Here is an 18,315-nt window from a genome sequence, read left to right as displayed (position 1 = left end):
TTCGGTTCACCACAGGTTTTATTTAAATACTTTGAAACGTGCTGCATCATCAATATATGATTTTTCACCTGCTGGCGCTTCGATCGAACCAAATACCAATTGAGCGCGAAGTTTCCAACTGCTTGGAACTTCCCATTCCGCATGTACTTTATCATCCACAATCGGATTGTAGTGCTGCAAAGAAGCCCCTACATTCTCAGCAGCCAAAGCTGTCCACACTGCGAGTTGTGCCATTGCCGTTGAATGTTCAGACCAAACTGGAAAATTATCTGCATACAATGCAAACTGCTCTTGTAAGCCTTTGATTACGTCTTGATCCTCAAAAAATAAAACTGTGCCAACGCCCGCAGCAAAGCTATCCATTTTTGCATCAGTTTTAGCTGAGGCTGCATCATCAGTTGCATATTCACGTAATTTTTCTTTGACAAAACTCCAAAATTTTTCGTGTTCATCATTTAATAAAATAACAGCGCGCGATGATTGGGAATTAAAAGATGATGGGCTTTGACGAATTGCTTCCTGAATTAAATCAGTCAGTTGTTTTGTTGTTTGAGAGAGATTTTTACCAATCGCGTAAATCGTACGACGATTTTGCAATAAAGGAAGAAAAGTATTTGACATTGTATATTTTCCTGATGAGATACAACAAAATTTTAAGAAAGTGAAAACCGTGTTTCACTTTCTTTATAGCACTTTTTGTACCATTTCGTCGTATTATTTCATTAGAAAAAATTCAATAATGCTTTGATTTATTAATAATAATTAAAATTTACTAAATAAAACCTGTTCAGAAACTTCATTTTTCCAAAGTTGGCGCAATGTAGGTAAATAAAAGCTTTCACCGATTTCAATCAGTTCTGCATCCAGCAAACTATGTACCTCATGAATAAAAATGTAGTCAAGATCAACCAATGAAAGCTGGGCTTGTTTTATAGAGACTTGTTTACGTCTAATCTGTGCTTTTTTAACCAGTTGATTGGCAAATTCTTTATCTTTAAATGCAGTAATAGCATTTAAACGTAGCTCGATAATGCCCCATGCTTCCAACAACTTTTTAAAAGTTTCAAAATCTGTCGAAGTCGATTCCCATGTGACATCTTCCAGATTATTATCTTCAGGTAAAACAGGTAACAATAATTCTGCGGTATTTGGAAAGATTTTTTTGAGATTAATGAGGAATTTAACAGGTTGTTCACTTGGATAGTCATTAAATTGAATATGTTTTTGAACATCTGTTAAATAGACATCGATCATAGTAAATTTCATCAGCAGTTAATATCAAGAGGCATATATTGTACGCACATCGAGACCAGATACAAACTGCTGATGTGTTTATTTCAACTTATTTCGCGTTAGGAAATACCATTTGTTCAGGTTTCACGACATCGTCAAACTGCTCCGCAGTCACTAAACCTAACTCTACAGCAACCTGTTTCAGGGTTTTATTTTCCTTATAAGCAGTTTTAGCCACTTTTGCAGAATTTTCATAACCAATAACAGGATTTAATGCGGTAACCAGCATCAAAGAGTTATGTAAGAAATAATCAATTTTTTCTTTATTTGGCTCAATGCCGACTGCGCAATGCTCATTGAAACTATTACATGCATCGCCCAATAGTTGAATCGACTGTAATAAGTTAAATGCAATCACAGGCATAAACACATTCAGTTCAAAGTTACCTGATGCACCTGCGACATTGATAGTGGTATCGTTACCTAATACTTGCGCCACCACCATGGTCATGGCTTCACTTTGAGTAGGATTGACCTTACCTGGCATGATACTTGAACCAGGCTCATTTTCAGGAATGCGAATTTCACCAAAACCACAACGCGGGCCACTGGCTAACCAGCGAATATCGTTAGCAATTTTATTTAAGCTTGCAGCCAGAGTTTTTAATGCCCCTGATGCAAATACAGCAGCATCACGACCCGCCAGAGCTTCAAACTTATTCGGAGCAGTCACAAACGGCAGACCAGTCAAATTCGCTAATTGCGCAGCAGCTTTAACCGCATAATCAGGATGCGCATTTAAGCCTGTACCTACAGCTGTACCACCGAGTGGTAATTCATATAAACCTTCAAGCGCCTGCTGTAGTCGTTTTAAGCCATGATCCAACTGAGAAACATAACCACTAAATTCCTGCCCCAAAGTCAAAGGCGTGGCATCCTGTAAGTGAGTACGACCAATTTTTACGATATCAGCAAATTCATCTGATTTCTTTTGGAGTGTCTCTCTTAAACTTTTTACTGCTGGAATCAACTGTTCATTGATTTGCAGAGAAGCTGCCACATGAATTGCTGTTGGAAATGAATCATTGGTCGATTGCGCACGATTGACATGATCATTCGGATGGACAGGTGACTGAGAACCCAGTGCATTTCCCAATTTTTGATTGGCAATATTGGCAATCACTTCATTACAGTTCATATTACTTTGCGTACCAGAACCTGTCTGCCAAACCACTAAGGGAAATTGAGAATCCCACTGCCCTGAAATCACCTCTTCAGCAGCGCCTACAATATATTGACTCAAATCTTGAGGAAGTTGTCCTAATTCTGCATTGGTAATTGCGGCTGCTTTTTTGACTAAGCCCATTGCACGAATCATCGCGCGTGGTAATCGTTCCTGACCAATTTTAAAGTTTTGCAAACTACGTTGCGTCTGGGCACCCCAAAGTGCATCATTTGGGACTTCAACGTCACCCATGGTGTCATGTTCAATTCGAGTTTGCATAAAAACCTCTTTCATGTTGTTTAAGACAAAACGGGCTGGAGCAATTACGTTTACATTGCTTGGCTAGTGGTAAGATACTAATCAACCTGTGCATTTTTGTAAATAAGAATCATTTTCTTATTGGCCTTTTAATGTATTTTGATAAAACCGCCATTCATCTTCAATCATTTTTTCCAAATTGCGTTTTGGTTTCCAGTTGAGTATTTGTTCTGCTTTTGAAATATCAACACCTAACTGTGCAAGTTCGTCATAAGTATATGAAGCGTCATGCGTTTCGATCGGAGCATGGGTGACTTCACTGATCACCTTAATTAAGGCTTCAATTGAAGTCAGATGTTCATGACCAATATTGAAACTTTCACAACAATGATCCTGATGATTTAACCAATATAAACTTGCAAATACTGCTTCACAAACATCCAATACATGAATAAAACTTCGCTCTACCGTTTTGTCCTGTGTCTCAACATTTTTATATAGTTCCAAAGAATCTCGCTGCATGGCAGCCACTTGCAATGCCAAAGGCACAATATTCTTCGGTAATGGTGCTACATTTTCACCCAGAACCCCATGTTCAAATGCACCAACCACATTGCTTAGACGGAGTATGGCAACTTTCCATTCATTATCCGTCTTGATGGTGTCCCGAATGATTTCCTCAATCATTTGCTGCGACTTGATATAAGGATTATCGTAACTGAAATTAAAAAATTCATCTTCAGTTAATGCTGTTCCACTTTTGCCGTAGACTGCGGCACTTGAAAGATGAACAAATCTGCGTACACCCGTACGTTGCATCGAACGCAGCAAACTCATAATACAACTAACATTATCATTATAATATTCAAGCGGTTTCAATTTGGACTCTTCCAAAGATTTAAAACCCGCAGTATGAATCACAGCATCTATCGAATATTGCTCAAACACTTTGTTTAGTGCAGGTGTATTTCGTACATCCACTTTTACAAAGGGGACATACAATCCTGAAATATATTCCAGCCGTTCTAATGTTTGTAAGGATGCATTGGCCAGATTATCGACTAAAATAACCTCTTGACCTTGTGCCATCAGACTCAAAGCAATATGTGAACCGAGAAAGCCTAAACCACCTGTCACCAAAATCATTGTATACTTACCTACTTATTACGATGTGTATGACTCAATTCCTGACCAGACTCATGACCAAAGTGAAATTTCAATGAGTACATTACTGTTAATTACTTCTGCTCCTACATCTATTCATGCATGGCATGCTTTTGAATTAGCTCAAGCACTCCACACAAAAGGTGAAACACTTCATGTTTTCTTTTACCAAGATGCTGTGCAAGTTGCAAACAGTTTGCAATGGTTTCCCGATGATCAACGCCATTTAACCCATGAATGGCAAAAACTATCGATTCGTTTGCCCGTTTGTGTAAGCGCCGCACTGAACCGCGGGATTACAGATCAAGAAAATGCGAAACGGCATCAATTATCTAACTCCAACCTCGCACAGGGTTTTGAATTGGTTGGACTTGGTGAACTTGCTGATGCCTTACAATCATCTGCACGTATTGTTCAATTTTAAACACGTTTTGTATTGTTAGAGTGTTGCTTTTAAAAGGTATATTGTGTGAAAACTGTACTCGTAATTTTAACACAGGCAAACTTAGGTGCTTTACAGATTAATGAAAGCCTATCGGCGACGATGGTTTTAGCGACATTTGGCAGCCCAGTAAAAGTACTTTTACAAGATGCTGCTTTAAGTCTTTTAAATTCAAATGTTGTATTTGATCAACTCAAACATGCTTTTAAACCCGCTTCCAATATGGTTGAAAGTTTTGAATTTTATGATCTTAGTCCCATTTTGATTGAGTCCAGATTGCAGAATCATCCGTTAGTTAGGGAAAGCCAACAGGACATTGAATTTATTGAATTTAATGCAGAGTTTATTCAATCTTTTAACTATGTTTTGTATTGGTAAGGAAATGGCACAATGAATCGTACACTCTATTTAATTCAATCTTCTGCCACTACAACACACAGTATTTTAGCCAAACTTAAGCAGATATACAGTCCACATGACCATGTTGTTTTTTTAGGTGAATCTGTTGCCATTTTAAATCAAACAGATATAGAACATTTTTCTTCATGTTATTGCCTAGAGACTGAACAAGTATTGTTAAATCCTGATTTAGTTTCCAATTTGACTATATTAGACTATCCGCAATTTGCGGATTTAGTTTTACAGTTTCAACGTTGTATTTCTCTTAAATAATTGATTTTTGCTTAGGCTATTTTATGCAGTTAGAACTTGATCAAGATGGACATCTGCTCGATTATACCATTTGGAATAATCAAGTTGCCCAACAACTCGCGAGCTCTTTGGATTTAGAATTAACAGATTGGCATTTTCAGGTTTTACACGCTGTACGCCAGTTTTATCAACAGTTTGGGCATTCCCCTGCCACTCGTCCTTTGATTAAATACTTAATGAAAACGGTTGGCCCTGAAATTGATAATGCCATGCTGCAACAACGATTTCATACAGGTTTGGTTGCCCGCCATCTAAGTCGCTTGGCGGGTATTCCTAAACCTGCAAATTGTTTATAACTTGCTAGCTCTGTTCAGGCAAACTTTTTGGCAAATGCCACACAAACAATGATGCCAAGCGTAATGATAAGCATGATCCAACTGATAGATTCATGTAATAACAATGCCGCTAACCCCAGTCCAAATAAAGGTTGTAACAGTTGTAATTGACCCACGGTTGCGATCCCACCATGAGCCAAACCATAATACCAAAAGAAAAATCCGATGAGCATACTAAATAGCGATACATAAAGTAATGAAAACAGCGCTGAAAAAGAAAGATGATTAAGGGTTTCGGCTGAATAACTCAAAATCATAATGATGAACATGACGGGTAAAGCAATCGCCAAAGCCCAACAGATCACCTGCCAACCGCCTATTTTTCGAGATAACTTTGCTCCTTCTGCATACCCTAATCCACAGAGAATAATTGCTACAAACATAAATAAAATACCAAGCAACTGGTTAGAGTGATATTCAGAGTTTGGCGTAGCTTGCAAAAAGATATAAAGGAGTACCAATGTACTTCCCAATAATGAAAAAACCCAAAAAATAGCTTTGGGTTTTTCGCCACCGCGAATCACAGCAAAAATTGCGGTACTTAAAGGCAATAATCCCACAAAAACGATTGAGTAGGATGCGTTGATATATTGCAAGGCCAGTGCAGTGAATAATGGAAAACCAATCACCACACCTAAAGTCACGTACACGAGTCCGATACGATCCTGTCGATCGGGTCGGTTGACCTTGAGACATTTTAATAAAATGACAGCAATCACACCCGCAATCACAGCACGACTGCCTGTTAAGAACCACGGATTCATATCCATAACAGCAATACGGGTCGCAGGCAATGAGCCAGAAAAAATAATAACGCCAACTAAACCACTGCACCAAGCCAAAACTTGCGGATTCATATCCCAATTACTCTTATTTTCATGACTGTATTTATAATTCTGTGTTATGTTTTTGCATAGAGACAATCCAATACAATTTTAAGTAACTGTATTGGATAAAATTCCAGTACAGGCAAAATGTAATAGTGTAATAAGCCATGACCAAAATTGAACAGGTAATTGATTACATTGACGCACAATTAAAAAGTCGTCGCTTGACACCCGGTATGCGTTTACCATCAGTCAGAACTTTAGCCAAACAGCTTCATTATTCAGTATCAACGATTGTTGAAGCTTATGAACGTATGGCATCCATGGGCATTATTGAATCTCGGGCGGGTGCTGGTTTTTATGTCTGTACTCCACTTGAACCGCTTATTCTTTCAAATATTGAACCTGTTCGAGAAAAAAATCTGGATCCGATATGGATCTCGCGTCGGCTACTGGAAGCTCCACCTAACTTGATAAAATTGGGATGTGGTTGGTTACCTAACGACTGGATGCCCCATGAAAGTTTACGCAAAGCCATTCGGGATGCATCTAAAAGCCCAATCTATGAGCTTGTAAATTATTCCTCACCTTTAGGTCTATTAGGATTACGTGAATTATTGGCAAGGCGCTTATATAGCAAAGGTATTGAAGTTACACCTGATCAAGTTTTATTAACCGATTCTGGTTCATATTCGATCGATTTGATTTGTCGATTTTTATTAAAGCCAGATGATGTGGTATTGGTTGATGACCCATGTTATTTTAATTTTCGGGCTTTACTCAAAGTCCATCAGGTTAAAATTATTGGTATTCCCTATACACCTCAAGGCCCTGATCTAGAGGCCTTTAAACAGGCGATTGAGCAACATCATCCGCGCCTTTATATCACTAACTCGGGTATTCACAACCCAACTGGTGCCACTCTATCTCAACCGACTGCACATAAACTGGTTTCTTTAATTGAACAAGCCAATATGATTGTGATTGAAGATGATATATTTTCGGATTTTGAAACAGCACATTCTCCACGGTTTAGTGCTTTAGATGGTCTTAAACACAGTATCTATATTGGCAGTTTTTCTAAAACGTTATCAGCTTCAGTACGTTGTGGCTATATAGTGGCAAAAGCGGAATGGATTGATCATTTAGTTGATTTAAAAGTTGCCACCAGTTTCAGTCATAGTCATTTCTCAGCACAAATTTTATATAAAGCGTTAACAGATGGTGGTTATCGTAAACATATGGAACAACTCAAAATTAAGTTATCAGAATCCATGCGAATCACCATCGAAATGCTTGAGAAACTAGAAATAAAGCCATGGGTCATACCTAAAGCAGGTATTTTTCTCTGGTGTGAATTACCTGCTGACGTTGATATAAAAAAAATGGCTGATGATTGCAATGAAAATGGTGTGATACTGGCTTTAGGAAGCTCATTTAGTCAATCAGATCGATTCCAGCAATTTTTAAGATTTAATGTTGCACAGTGCATGCACCCAGATATATTTGCTATTTTAGAAAAAGCGATGAACAATGCCCGCTCTTAACCAGTCTGATGTTAAGCCTTTTTCTTCTGGGCTTGTCGTAGGTAATCAACATATAATGGACTTGGTTTAGCCAAAACTTGTTTAGCTTGAATTTCTTCGCCACATTCTGAACATGTCAAAATAGGTTTAAAGATTTTCCCGCAATTTTTATGATGATATAACATCGGCGCGCCTGCTCCATCATCCATCCATTTATCGGCCCAATTTGCCATAGACAAAAGAACAGGATAAAGCTCCATTCCTTTTTCAGTCAACCGATATTCAAAACGTTCCTGTCGATCAACATAAGGAGTTTTGACTAATATATCGTGTTCAACTAAACGCTTTAAGCGTTCTGATAATACATGTCGGGTCACCCCTAAATGTGACTGAAAATCATCAAAACGGCGAGTCCCTAAAAAGCAGTTACGCAAAATAAGCATCGTCCAACGATCACCCATAATGGATAACGTTCGAGCGATTGAACATGGCTGTTCACCAATATCATCCCATTTCATCACTGCTCCCCAATATATTTAGCTTATCCTTAATCATACGACTCATTACATAAAAATAGCTAGTCATGATCATATGTTCGATCAATTCACCAGACTATTTTTTGTTGCTAAAACCGTAGTTGAGCAATAATGCTCTTACTTTGGGACTGGTAAAAATAAAACGCTCAAATTGAGTTGCGGTTTTATTTTTTTCACCCTGCGCTGTCAAAGTTATATAGTAATCAATGGGATCATGTGATTTTGCAGGAAAAATCCCTATCATTTTTACTTTTTTGCTAGTTAGGGCATCTGTCTGAAAAGTAATGCCAACCTCGCATTTTCCATTTTGAACGGCATTTAAAAGGCTTGTATTGTCCGTATTCTGACTAATCCGTTGCTGTAAATTTGAAAGCCAGCCTAAATAAGTCAAACTTTGTCTGGTATAAAGTCCCAAAGCACTCGTATCTAGTTGAGCTGTACACAAATTTCCTTTGAATACTTGAGCAAAATTAAACTGTTTAGACTGACCAAATGGGATATCCATATTGACAGAAGTGATCGCAACTAATTGATCGCTCATCAAGTATTTGGCACGCTTTTTGGTCACCAGCTTGTTTTGATTTAAAGCCTGCACACTATTTTTATCCGTCGATATATAAAGATCAGCACGACTTGCTTGTTGCATTTGCTTTGCCATTGTCACTGGATCTGCAAATACAGGAGTCACTTTACTGTCAGGATATTGCTGTTGATATAGTTTTATAATATCAGTAAGTGCATTTGTTAAACTTGGTGCTGCATACACGTTTACTTCACCCGCCAAAGTGAAAGAGACCGTGGTGCATAAGCAGCAAAATAGACCAAAGTGTTTTAACATGATTAACCTTTATTTTTAAATAAATAGACCATCTACCAACTCACCCGCTTGTATCTGTTTCGCTGCTGGAATACGCACTAAGCAGTTGGTTTGCATAAGATTGCTTAGCATGTGTGATTGTTGCTTGCTTAAAGCTCTGACTTCAAGTGTGCTTTGATTAAAAGTTGCAAGCATGCGTAAAAAACGCTCACGGTGATCTGCTTTTAGGTCATGTGTAATCCGCGCTGTAAATCCTGATGGTGATTCACGTTTATTTTGTAAGGCATCCAACAATAGTTTTCCATAGATCTGCATACACACATAGACCGCAGCAGGATTTCCCGGCAAGCCCAGTAAGTAGCAGTTGTTTTGCTGATGTTCATATTTTGCAAAAAAAAGTGGTTTACCTGGTTTCTGTTTGACTTTCCAAAAAATTTGCTCAAAGCCGACATCCATTGAACATGGACGTACAAAGTCATAATCCCCGACTGAGACACCACCTGTGGTAATGATCACGTCATATTCAGACTTCAAACGTTCAAACAGCGCTGTCACAGAGCTTGCTTGATCTTCAACATGAATCACATGTGCATCTATTCCATATTGTTTAAGCCAATTTTCCAATAAAGGCCCATTGGCATCAAAGATTTGAGCATTACTTAGGCTATTTGGTGATTGAGCAATCTCATCCCCTGTAACCACCACTGCAACTTTTGGTTGCTGAAATACTGTTACACTCTGAACACCCGCCATACTGAGCGCTGCAAGACTCCCGATATTCATATACTGCCCAGGATCCGCCAAACATTGCCCTTGCTTAACCTCTTCCCCTTTACGGCGAATATCAACTCCTGCTTGCAGACTTTCTACAATCTGGATATTTTGATCATCAATCTTTTTTACAATTTCCTGTCGAGCAATAGTCGTGGTGCCTTCAGGAATTTTTCCACCCGTAAATATACGAGTTGCTTGTCCCTCAGACAAAGCTATGCTGCTTTCCTCACCTGCCCGAATTTCACCAATCAGTTTAAAACTCCGATCTTTTGCATCGGTTTGATTTGAACATAAAGCATAACCATCGACTGCGCTTTGATCAAAACTGGGCAAATTTACAGGAGAATAAACGGCTTCAACCAAATATCTGCTTAGGCTATTTTTTAGTGCAATAGATTCTGTCGCCAAAGTTTTGGGCGTATGCAAAATATATTGAATTGCCTCATCTATCGTGATCAAACCTTGTTCATAGCCACATGCCGACATTACTCATAACCTCCAGGATGTGGTAAATCACGGCAAACATCAAAAATATGCACAATGGCGGGTAAAAGTGCTGCCATAGATTCTGAAGCGCCACCACGACTTCCCGGTAAAGTCATGACCAAAGAACGATCGATAAATCCTGCAACGCCACGAGACATTGCAGCATAAGGAGTACGGCGCTGACCAAAAGCACGTGCAGCTTCCATTAATCCATCCAGTTTACGTTCGAGCAGAGGTTCTAAGGTATCTACGGTAATATCTCGTTTTCCAATGCCTGTACCCCCCACTGTAATAATACACGCATAAGATTTGCTTAATTCTAAAACCAAATCTTTGAGCTGATTCGACTCATCAGGCAAAATTTGGTAATGAACTGGGGTAAAGCCTGCCTCTGTCAATGTATCAAAAACAGATTTACCAGCAGTATCAGGTTTTTTACCCGCCGCTACGGTATCAGACAATACAATCACAGCAGCAGAAACAGGCTGACGTAATGTCCGTTTGAAATGTGATTTTCCGCCTTTTTTCTTCAGTAACTTACATTGATCTAGCACCAGATCTTCGGGTTCACAATGTGGTTTGAGCATATCGTATAACGTTAAACCTGCGATACTAGCGGCCGTTAATGCTTCCATTTCGACCCCAGTCGGTCCGATGGTTTCAACCGTTGTTAAAATTTCTACAAAGTTTTCATGTAACTCATATTCAACTTCGGCACGATAAATGGGCAACGGATGACATAGCGGAATCAATTCATCGGTACGTTTTGCTGCTAAAATCCCTGCGATACGACCTGTTTTCAGTGCATCGCCCTTTTCAGTATTTCCCTGACGTAATAACTCAATACAATGTGGTGGCGCATATAGGATCGCTTGAGCTTCGGCAATTCGATAACTTTCAGGTTTCATGCCTACGTTTTTCATTTAAATTTCCGTAAATAACGTTAATGCTAATGTTGTCAATGTGAATGCTGATGATGTTTATGATGTGCTGAATGGGTATGAGTATGCTCGATTGAGTCATGATCTTTACGAATACAACATCCTTCTACAAATTGACTGCTTCCATCTGTATAAAACTCTTCCTTCCAGATAGGAACTTCATGTTTTACTCGCTCTACGGCTTCTTCACAGGCTTGAAAGGCTTCACGACGATGCGCTGCGTAGGCCACTGCGATAATGGCTGTTCCTCCAATACCCAAAGCACCAATTCGGTGAATGACTCTCACATAAGCCACCCCGTATTTTTGGATAATATCCTGCTCAATCTGTCGAATCATCTTTTCCGCAACTGGTGTATAAGATGTATATTTTAAGGCAGTTACTGCTCGCCCTTCATGATGATTACGCACAGTTCCCTGAAAAATCCCAATTCCGCCACATTCAGGAAACTCGCTAATCGAATCAAAATTGTCTAAACTTAAATCTTGTGACTGTACCCGCTGAAACTCTTTCATCTCAACCTCCAGCCACAGGTGATAAAAGCACTAACGTACAATCATGTTTTAACGTGGTTTGACGCGGAATAATATCCTCACCAATTGCACAGGCACATCGTTCCAAAGCCTTTTCTGCTTGTGGATATTGCTGGCTGATTTGATCTAGCACATCACCGACCAAAATTTCAGTTGGATAATCCAATACTAATTGCGGAGGAAGTTGGCGCTCAATCGCACCATAAGCGTCAATTGTGACCTGAATACCCGACATGGTTATCCTCCTAACATGTGCATACTAATTTTGCGGGGTTGTTGATTTTGTGTTTGCTGGTTGAGGCTATGAAAACCTTTGGCTTTATGCCAGATATAAGTTGAAGTTTGCTGATACAACGCTTGATTCGCTACCTGCCTGATCACTTCATCCTTTTCAGTGACCAATTGATCCAGTAAGGGTTTAAGCATAAGACCCTGCCTTGCAAATAAGCAGTTATATAGCTCCCCTTGAGCCGTTAGACGGATACGATCACATTCACCACAAAAAGAATGGCTAATGGTGGAAATAATTCCGACATCATATTCATCATTTAGGCGATATAATCGGGCGGGCTCATGTTCTTGTTGTAATTCTTGAATTTGAAACTGACTGGATAAGGTATTAAGAATATCCTGCTCGGTAACCACATCGGCTTGTGTCCAGTGTTGATCACCATCAAGTGGCATAAATTCAATAAATCGAAGTGGAATATTTTGCTGCTTTGCCCAGTTGACCATCGGTAAAATCTGGTCATCATTTTTACCTTTCATCAACACAGTATTAATTTTAAATGGTAAATCCACGTCTTGTATCGCAGCAATTCCATCTAACACGGGTTTTAATTTTTTCTTGGTTAAAAATAAGAATTCTTCAGGATCAAGACTGTCCAGACTGATATTGAGATCATCCAGACCTGCAAGTTTTAATTCATGTGCATATTTTTTCAAATAGTGCGCATTGGTCGTGATTGAAATTCGTTTTAAACCTTTAACTCTGAGCTTTTGCAAATCACGGATAAAGTAAACCACTCCTAAACGCATAAGGGGTTCTCCCCCTGTGATACGGATTTTTTCGATTCCGTTTTGCACCATAAAATCACAGAATTGATACAGTGCTTCGAAACTCAGCAAATCTTGTTTTTTCATCCACTCTGGATGTTCAGGCATACAATACATACATTTGAAATTGCAACGATCCGTAACGGAAATTCGAAGTTTCCGTTTATTGCGCCCATATTGATCCTGAAAAATCGATGGGTTTAACGAAACGATTCCATTCATGTATTTATACTCTTGTCATCGTGTGAACGCATTGATTATCTCATGCTTGATTAACAAATCAGGTTTATACTTTGTGTCACTTAAACCGCTATAAGTAATACAGTATTCCATTGTTATGCCAGATAATTCAATTGTTTATATTGCTGTAATTCATCCAATGAATTAATACTATGAAAAAATAATCGATGTTTACGGAAATATGCAACCTGCGCGTGTAAATCTTTTCGACATTTATTTAAACTCAGTTGATTTTCAAGTAAATGCTGTTGCAGAACTGTGCAACTTTCTCGTTTCATCAAACAAAACGGATAAAGCGCATCTCCATTGATATTCACATAAGACATCAAGGCATGTTGATCCTGAAGTAAGGTATCATGCAGTGTTTGCAGCACTTTAGTGGGAATATAAGTTACATCGCAAGGAATAAACAATACATAATTCGCCTGTACATGCGACCACGCACTTTTCATTCCCATTAATGGTCCTAAAAAACCGGCCTGATCATCTGCATAGCATTGAATATTTGGAATAATCTGCTGATATAGTCGAGTATCTCGGTGGCTGTTAATCCAAACTTCGCCCACCTGATCTTTAAACGTGTTGTAGAGTTTTAAAAGCTGCATTTGATCATCAAAAGTTTGCAATAACTTATTGACACCATTCATGCGTCTTGCCTGACCACCCGCCAAAATGACCAAGTCTGTAAGAGGATATTTTTTCATATTTCAGCCTCCTGCTGACAACTTTTAATCAAACCACGAATTTCAGGTAAACATGAACCACAGTTTCCACCCGCTTTTAAACAGGCGGTGACTTGTTTCTCATGAGTAATATTTTGCGTTTTAATGGCTTCAATAATCTTGTTTTTACCGACTTTAAAGCAACTACATACCAATGGTCCATCGCTATTTGTAACTGAAATTGGCGTACCCGCCAATAAAGCTTTACGGTGTAATGCACTCAAACGCTCACGCTTAAACAAACCTGCCACCCAATCCCGATCAGGTAACAAATCTGCTGGTGCGATATATAAACTAGCAATTAAGATGCCATCTTGCAAAATAACACTATGACTAAGTTGTGATGATCGATCTTCAAGGCTTAACCATTCATATGTTTCATCAATGAACGGTAAAAAGTTTTTTAAATTATTTTGCGTTTGATCAAAACTTTGACGAGCCGCGATTTCATAACGAAAGGCTTTTGCCGTTTTAATTTTTGCCCACCACGCGCATTGTTGTAAAGAAGTCTGAATATGTTGCTCAACACCTTCACGGACGTATAACACGCCCTGCCAAGTGGTATGAAATGTTTGAATTGCAACTGGGGTATGTTTAAATTCAGGCTCACCAGAGATTGCATCGACCACTGGATTGACGACTTTACCAATACGGGCATCTGAAGCCACTTGTTCTGTCCAATGAATCGGTGCAAAAATTTGACCACGGCGTACAACTTGATCAAGTGTTACACGCAATACGCAACTGCCCCATTCTGAACGGACTTCAACTAAGGCTTTATCTTGAATACCAAATTTTAGGGCGTCATTGGGATGTATTTCACAAAATGGTTCAGCACGGTGCGTGGTGAGATTGGCAGATAAACCTGTGCGGGTCATGGTATGCCATTGATCACGAATACGTCCTGTATTCAAAATCAAAGGATAATCTTCTGAAATCGTATGGACAGGATCAATAGCAAGGGTTGCGATCAGTTTTGCCTTTTTGTTTTTATGGCTAAAATCACCTCGATCAAATAATTGCTCAACCTCAATACGTTGACTTTTCTCCCAAACAGGCCATTGTGTGGGTGGCAGTTGGTGATATTCCTCTACACTTAAATTCATTAAACCTTTTAAGTTGAAATAACGAAAATGTTCAACTTGATCACGTTGTTCGATACTGGCATTTTGATAAGCTGACAAAGCGGCATGTTCATTAAAAATGTCACAGGTATTGTTAAAATCAAAACCATTAAAGCCGAGTTTCTTGGCAACTTCGCAGACTGCCCACCAATCCGCTTTGGCTTGCTTAGGTGGTGCCAGAAATGCACGTTGCCGTGAAATACGACGTTCCGAATTGGTGACGGTGCCATCTTTTTCGCCCCACCCTAAAGCAGGAAGCAATACATCTGCATATGCTGTGGTATCGGTTTGGGCACAAATATCAGAAATTACCACAAACTCACAGTTATCTAATGCACGTTTAACTTGGTCTGCATCAGGTAAACTTACGACAGGATTGGTTGCCATAATCCAGACAGCTTTAATTTTTCCACTTTCTATGGCCTGAAATAAATCAACCGCTTTTAAACCCGTTTGTGTTGCAATGGTTGGACTCTTCCAAAAGCTTTGCACTAAACTTTGATGTGATGGATTATCAATATCCAGATGTGCCGCCAACATATTTGCAAGACCACCCACTTCACGCCCGCCCATGGCATTAGGTTGACCTGTCATAGAAAACGGCGCTGCACCTAATTTTCCAATTTTTCCAGTGAGTAAATGACAATTGATAATGCTATTGGCTTTATTCACCCCTTGAGAAGATTGATTGACACCCATTGAAAATAGCGTCATGACTTTTTCAGTCTGGGCAAACTTATCAAAAAATAATTGTAATTTTTCTGCTGAAATTCCTGTACGTTTTACTAGTTCATAAATATCTTGTTCGCTTTCACTGGCAGCTAACAGTGCTTCCAAACCTTCGGTATGTTTTTCAACAAATTGATGATCAACATGATTATTTTGATATAAATGCTGAAATAAACCATTAAATAACGCTACATCCTGACCAGGTAAAATCGGCAAGTGTAAATCCGCTTGCTCACAGGTACTGGTAAAACGTGGATCGACCACTACTACAAATAAATCTGGATTTTGACTTTTCGCTTGCATGATACGTTGATACAGTACGGGATGACACCATGCAGTATTGGAACCGACTAAAACCACCATATCGGTATGTTCAAAGTCTTCATAACTGGCGGGAACGATATCTTCACCAAAAGCACGTTTATGTGCCGCAACCGCAGATGACATGCATAAGCGCGAATTGGTATCAATATTGGCGGTGCCTAAATAGCCTTTAACGAACTTATTCACCACATAATAATCTTCTGTCAGTAACTGCCCTGAGACATAAAAGGCAATACTGTCACGCCCATATTGATCTATACAATGTTGGAACTGGGTGGCGATTTTCTCAATTGCAGCCTCCCATGTCGTGACTTGACGATGATTATTACGACCCAACATAGGCTCCAATACACGAGTTTCTAAACCTAATGTGTCGGCCAGATTGCTGCCTTTAATGCAAAGACGTCCAAAATTTGAAGGGTGATCGATATCACCTGCCACTTTTACCATAGTGCCATGCGCTTTATGTTGGACATTGACATCTACACCGCAGCCAACACCGCAATAGGGACATGTTGTTTTTGTAATAATAGTTTCTGCTTGATCGGAGCGACTGTGTTCTAAATTTTGAATACTGTTCATGACTGCTCCTTTTACCCAATTTACCTATACCACATACACACTAATTTTGGCTTAGAAGCCATTGATCCTAAGCCAAGTTGAATCAACTCACCTTTTTCATTGCAAAATCCTTACCAAATAACAGCTTGTTTCTAAAGATAGAAACAGGTGTTTGATCTGCAATGAGCTCGGCATACCACATGCCATCTTCGGTGTCACCAAACAGAACTGCTCCAATTACTTTGTCTTTTTGGATGATAATACGCTTATAAATTTGACGTTTATCATCATTCAAAATGATGTCTTCATAATCTTCTTTGCTTATTGCAGATGCATTGCTCTGTTCTAAATCAATACGACCTGCCGAGAACACATCCACACCACTGACTTTTAACTGCGTTGGAACAGTTGGTGATTTAAACGTTAGGCTGCCATGTTCAGCCAAATGCGTTGCACAAATAAATGCTTGTCCCCAAAGTGGTTCCACCAAACCAAAAGTTTGACCGCGATGCTCGATACATTCACCTACCGCATAAATACTTGGGTCAAAGGTTTGCATGGTGTCATTGACTAAAATCCCGCGATGACAACGTAATCCCGCACTTTGCGCCAAAGCGATATTTGGGCGAATCCCCACCGCAAAAATCACCAAATCTGCATCAAGAATTGTTCCGTCTTTTAAGCGAACCTGATTGACATGACCATCCTTGCCAAGTAAAGCTTCCGTGTTGGCTTGCGTGATGATCTGGATCCCTTTTTGTTCGATGCTATGACGTAACATTTCACTAGCACGTTTATCCAATTGACGATCCATAATTCGATCCATCAAATGTAATACGGTCACATTCATGCCACGTTGTTTCAAACCATAAGCGGCTTCAAGCCCTAACAGTCCACCACCAATCACCACTGCATTTTTCTTGGTTTCGCAATATTTAATCATGGTATTTACATCATAAATATCACGGAAGCTGATCACACCGTTCAAATCTGCCCCTTGAACAGGCGGAATAAAAGGTTTCGAACCTGTGGCAATGATCAAGCGATCATAATCAACATGCTCACCTTTCTCAGTGTGGACGACTTTACGAGTACGATCAATCTTGACCGCAGGATCCTGAGCAATAAATTTAATGCCCTTATCGCTATACCATGCATGTGGATGAAGCATAATATCTTCAATGGTTTTCTCACCTGATAACACAGGCGATAGCATAATACGGTTATAATTTCCCCATGGTTCTTCACCAATTACGGTCACTTCATAGCGCTCTGGTGCCATGTCCAATAAATCTTCGAGACAACGCATTCCTGCTAAACCATTCCCAATCAATACCAATTTCAGTTTGTCTTGAGAAATACCGTTATTGGTAATATAGGTTTTTTGTGGAACTGTGCCGACCCAAACCCGACCACTTTCAATTTTAGTCGGAAAAACCAGTAGCTTTTGATCTTTATCTTCCAGACAGCGTCCTGTCGCTAAACTAAAATGTTGCTTATAAATCGGCGATGCAATCACCCGCTCACCTTGTAAGTCACCAATAATGCCTCGACACATGACATTGGCTTGGCTGAATGGGTCTTTGTTGCTGAGTGCATAGATCCGCTTTTCATGACCTACACGAAATAGCGCTACCGATTGACCTTCAACAAGGGCACCTACCCCTGTATTGGGCGTGATATCTTCTAAATCACAAACATCGACCCATTGATTTTCTGGAAGCATATTCATGTCTTTTAGATTTGTCATT

The 18,315-nt window shown here is 39.4% G+C and carries 20 protein-coding genes; 4 read left to right on the top strand and 16 right to left on the bottom strand.

The features are described 5' to 3' along the window. Positions 1–18: 18 nt before the first annotated feature. The 4 genes from EGS47_RS15070 to galE all read right to left on the bottom strand — a co-directional run bounded on the left by EGS47_RS15070 (position 19) and on the right by galE (position 3,862). Complete coding sequence (locus EGS47_RS15070; RefSeq protein WP_119686690.1) at positions 19–621, bottom strand: nitroreductase family protein; 603 nt, start codon at positions 619–621, stop codon at positions 19–21. Positions 622–762: 141 nt separating this feature from the next. Continuing rightward, positions 763–1,254 carry a hypothetical protein gene (locus tag EGS47_RS15065; protein ID WP_125269759.1) on the bottom strand — a complete coding sequence of 164 codons (492 nt, stop codon included), beginning with the start codon at positions 1,252–1,254 and terminating at the stop codon, positions 763–765. 88 nt (positions 1,255–1,342) lie between these two features. After that, complete coding sequence (gene fumC, locus EGS47_RS15060; RefSeq protein WP_005004469.1) at positions 1,343–2,737, bottom strand: class II fumarate hydratase; 1,395 nt, start codon at positions 2,735–2,737, stop codon at positions 1,343–1,345. A 117-nt stretch (positions 2,738–2,854) separates the two neighbouring features. Continuing rightward, the gene (gene galE, locus EGS47_RS15055) at positions 2,855–3,862 is read right to left on the bottom strand and encodes a UDP-glucose 4-epimerase GalE (RefSeq protein WP_005004471.1); all 1,008 of its coding nucleotides are present in this window, start codon (positions 3,860–3,862) and stop codon (positions 2,855–2,857) included. A 73-nt stretch (positions 3,863–3,935) separates the two neighbouring features. On the opposite strand from galE, the gene tusD reads away from it, so the two are divergent. Beyond that, positions 3,936–4,304, top strand: coding sequence for a sulfurtransferase complex subunit TusD (tusD, locus tag EGS47_RS15050; RefSeq protein ID WP_004987820.1), 369 nt, complete (start codon positions 3,936–3,938; stop codon positions 4,302–4,304). Positions 4,305–4,493: 189 nt separating this feature from the next. Here tusD and EGS47_RS18930 read toward each other — a convergent pair whose 3' ends face one another. Beyond that, positions 4,494–4,610 (bottom strand): DUF1659 domain-containing protein, encoded by a 117-nt coding sequence (locus EGS47_RS18930; RefSeq protein ID WP_119686688.1) that lies wholly within the window; start codon positions 4,608–4,610, stop codon positions 4,494–4,496. A gap of 102 nt (positions 4,611–4,712) precedes the next feature. Here EGS47_RS18930 and EGS47_RS15040 point away from each other — a divergent pair, with 102 nt between their 5' ends. Next, on the top strand, positions 4,713–4,994 hold the full coding sequence (locus EGS47_RS15040) for a hypothetical protein (protein ID WP_005004472.1): 282 nt from the start codon (positions 4,713–4,715) through the stop codon (positions 4,992–4,994). A gap of 23 nt (positions 4,995–5,017) precedes the next feature. Further along, entirely contained in the window at positions 5,018–5,329 is a 312-nt protein-coding gene (locus EGS47_RS15035) for a TusE/DsrC/DsvC family sulfur relay protein (protein ID WP_004987826.1), read from the top strand. A 14-nt stretch (positions 5,330–5,343) separates the two neighbouring features. On the opposite strand, the gene EGS47_RS15030 is transcribed toward EGS47_RS15035, so the two are convergent. Continuing rightward, positions 5,344–6,225 (bottom strand): DMT family transporter, encoded by an 882-nt coding sequence (locus tag EGS47_RS15030; protein WP_005004475.1) that lies wholly within the window; start codon positions 6,223–6,225, stop codon positions 5,344–5,346. Between the two features lie 137 nt (positions 6,226–6,362). Here EGS47_RS15030 and EGS47_RS15025 point away from each other — a divergent pair, with 137 nt between their 5' ends. Then, positions 6,363–7,742 carry a PLP-dependent aminotransferase family protein gene (locus EGS47_RS15025; protein ID WP_005004477.1) on the top strand — a complete coding sequence of 460 codons (1,380 nt, stop codon included), beginning with the start codon at positions 6,363–6,365 and terminating at the stop codon, positions 7,740–7,742. Positions 7,743–7,753: 11 nt separating this feature from the next. On the opposite strand, the gene EGS47_RS15020 is transcribed toward EGS47_RS15025, so the two are convergent. The 10 genes from EGS47_RS15020 to nirD all read right to left on the bottom strand — a co-directional run bounded on the left by EGS47_RS15020 (position 7,754) and on the right by nirD (position 18,314). Continuing rightward, positions 7,754–8,239 carry a winged helix-turn-helix transcriptional regulator gene (locus EGS47_RS15020; RefSeq protein WP_004987835.1) on the bottom strand — a complete coding sequence of 162 codons (486 nt, stop codon included), beginning with the start codon at positions 8,237–8,239 and terminating at the stop codon, positions 7,754–7,756. Between the two features lie 94 nt (positions 8,240–8,333). After that, a complete protein-coding gene (gene modA / locus EGS47_RS15015) occupies positions 8,334–9,095 on the bottom strand; it encodes a molybdate ABC transporter substrate-binding protein (protein WP_119686687.1) in 762 nt (253 codons plus the stop codon). Between the two features lie 15 nt (positions 9,096–9,110). After that, positions 9,111–10,334: a molybdopterin molybdotransferase MoeA gene (locus tag EGS47_RS15010; protein WP_119686686.1), complete on the bottom strand. Its 1,224-nt coding sequence runs from the start codon at positions 10,332–10,334 to the stop codon at positions 9,111–9,113. After that, positions 10,334–11,257 (bottom strand): bifunctional molybdenum cofactor biosynthesis protein MoaC/MoaB, encoded by a 924-nt coding sequence (gene moaCB, locus EGS47_RS15005; protein ID WP_044433277.1) that lies wholly within the window; start codon positions 11,255–11,257, stop codon positions 10,334–10,336. Before moaCB ends, EGS47_RS15010 begins: the two co-directional genes overlap by 1 nt. Positions 11,258–11,292: 35 nt before the next feature. Continuing rightward, positions 11,293–11,790 carry a molybdenum cofactor biosynthesis protein MoaE gene (locus tag EGS47_RS15000; RefSeq protein WP_119686685.1) on the bottom strand — a complete coding sequence of 166 codons (498 nt, stop codon included), beginning with the start codon at positions 11,788–11,790 and terminating at the stop codon, positions 11,293–11,295. Position 11,791: 1 nt separating this feature from the next. Beyond that, entirely contained in the window at positions 11,792–12,043 is a 252-nt protein-coding gene (locus EGS47_RS14995) for a MoaD/ThiS family protein (protein WP_004987846.1), read from the bottom strand. Positions 12,044–12,045: 2 nt separating this feature from the next. Continuing rightward, positions 12,046–13,086 (bottom strand): GTP 3',8-cyclase MoaA, encoded by a 1,041-nt coding sequence (gene moaA, locus EGS47_RS14990; protein WP_119686684.1) that lies wholly within the window; start codon positions 13,084–13,086, stop codon positions 12,046–12,048. A 113-nt stretch (positions 13,087–13,199) separates the two neighbouring features. Continuing rightward, positions 13,200–13,808, bottom strand: a complete 609-nt coding sequence (mobA, locus tag EGS47_RS14985; protein WP_004987850.1) for a molybdenum cofactor guanylyltransferase — start codon at positions 13,806–13,808, stop codon at positions 13,200–13,202. After that, positions 13,805–16,585: a nitrate reductase gene (locus EGS47_RS14980; RefSeq protein ID WP_125269758.1), complete on the bottom strand. Its 2,781-nt coding sequence runs from the start codon at positions 16,583–16,585 to the stop codon at positions 13,805–13,807. The genes mobA and EGS47_RS14980 overlap by 4 nt, the downstream gene beginning before the upstream one ends. An 82-nt stretch (positions 16,586–16,667) precedes the next feature. Further along, positions 16,668–18,314: a nitrite reductase small subunit NirD gene (nirD, locus tag EGS47_RS14975; protein WP_119686682.1), complete on the bottom strand. Its 1,647-nt coding sequence runs from the start codon at positions 18,312–18,314 to the stop codon at positions 16,668–16,670. Position 18,315 lies beyond the last annotated feature (1 nt).

Source organism: Acinetobacter sp. FDAARGOS_515, from assembly GCF_003938865.1.
GTDB lineage: Bacteria > Pseudomonadota > Gammaproteobacteria > Pseudomonadales > Moraxellaceae > Acinetobacter > Acinetobacter ursingii.
Note: the sequence above shows the minus strand (reverse complement) of the source record. Positions and strands in the feature narration are given on the sequence as shown.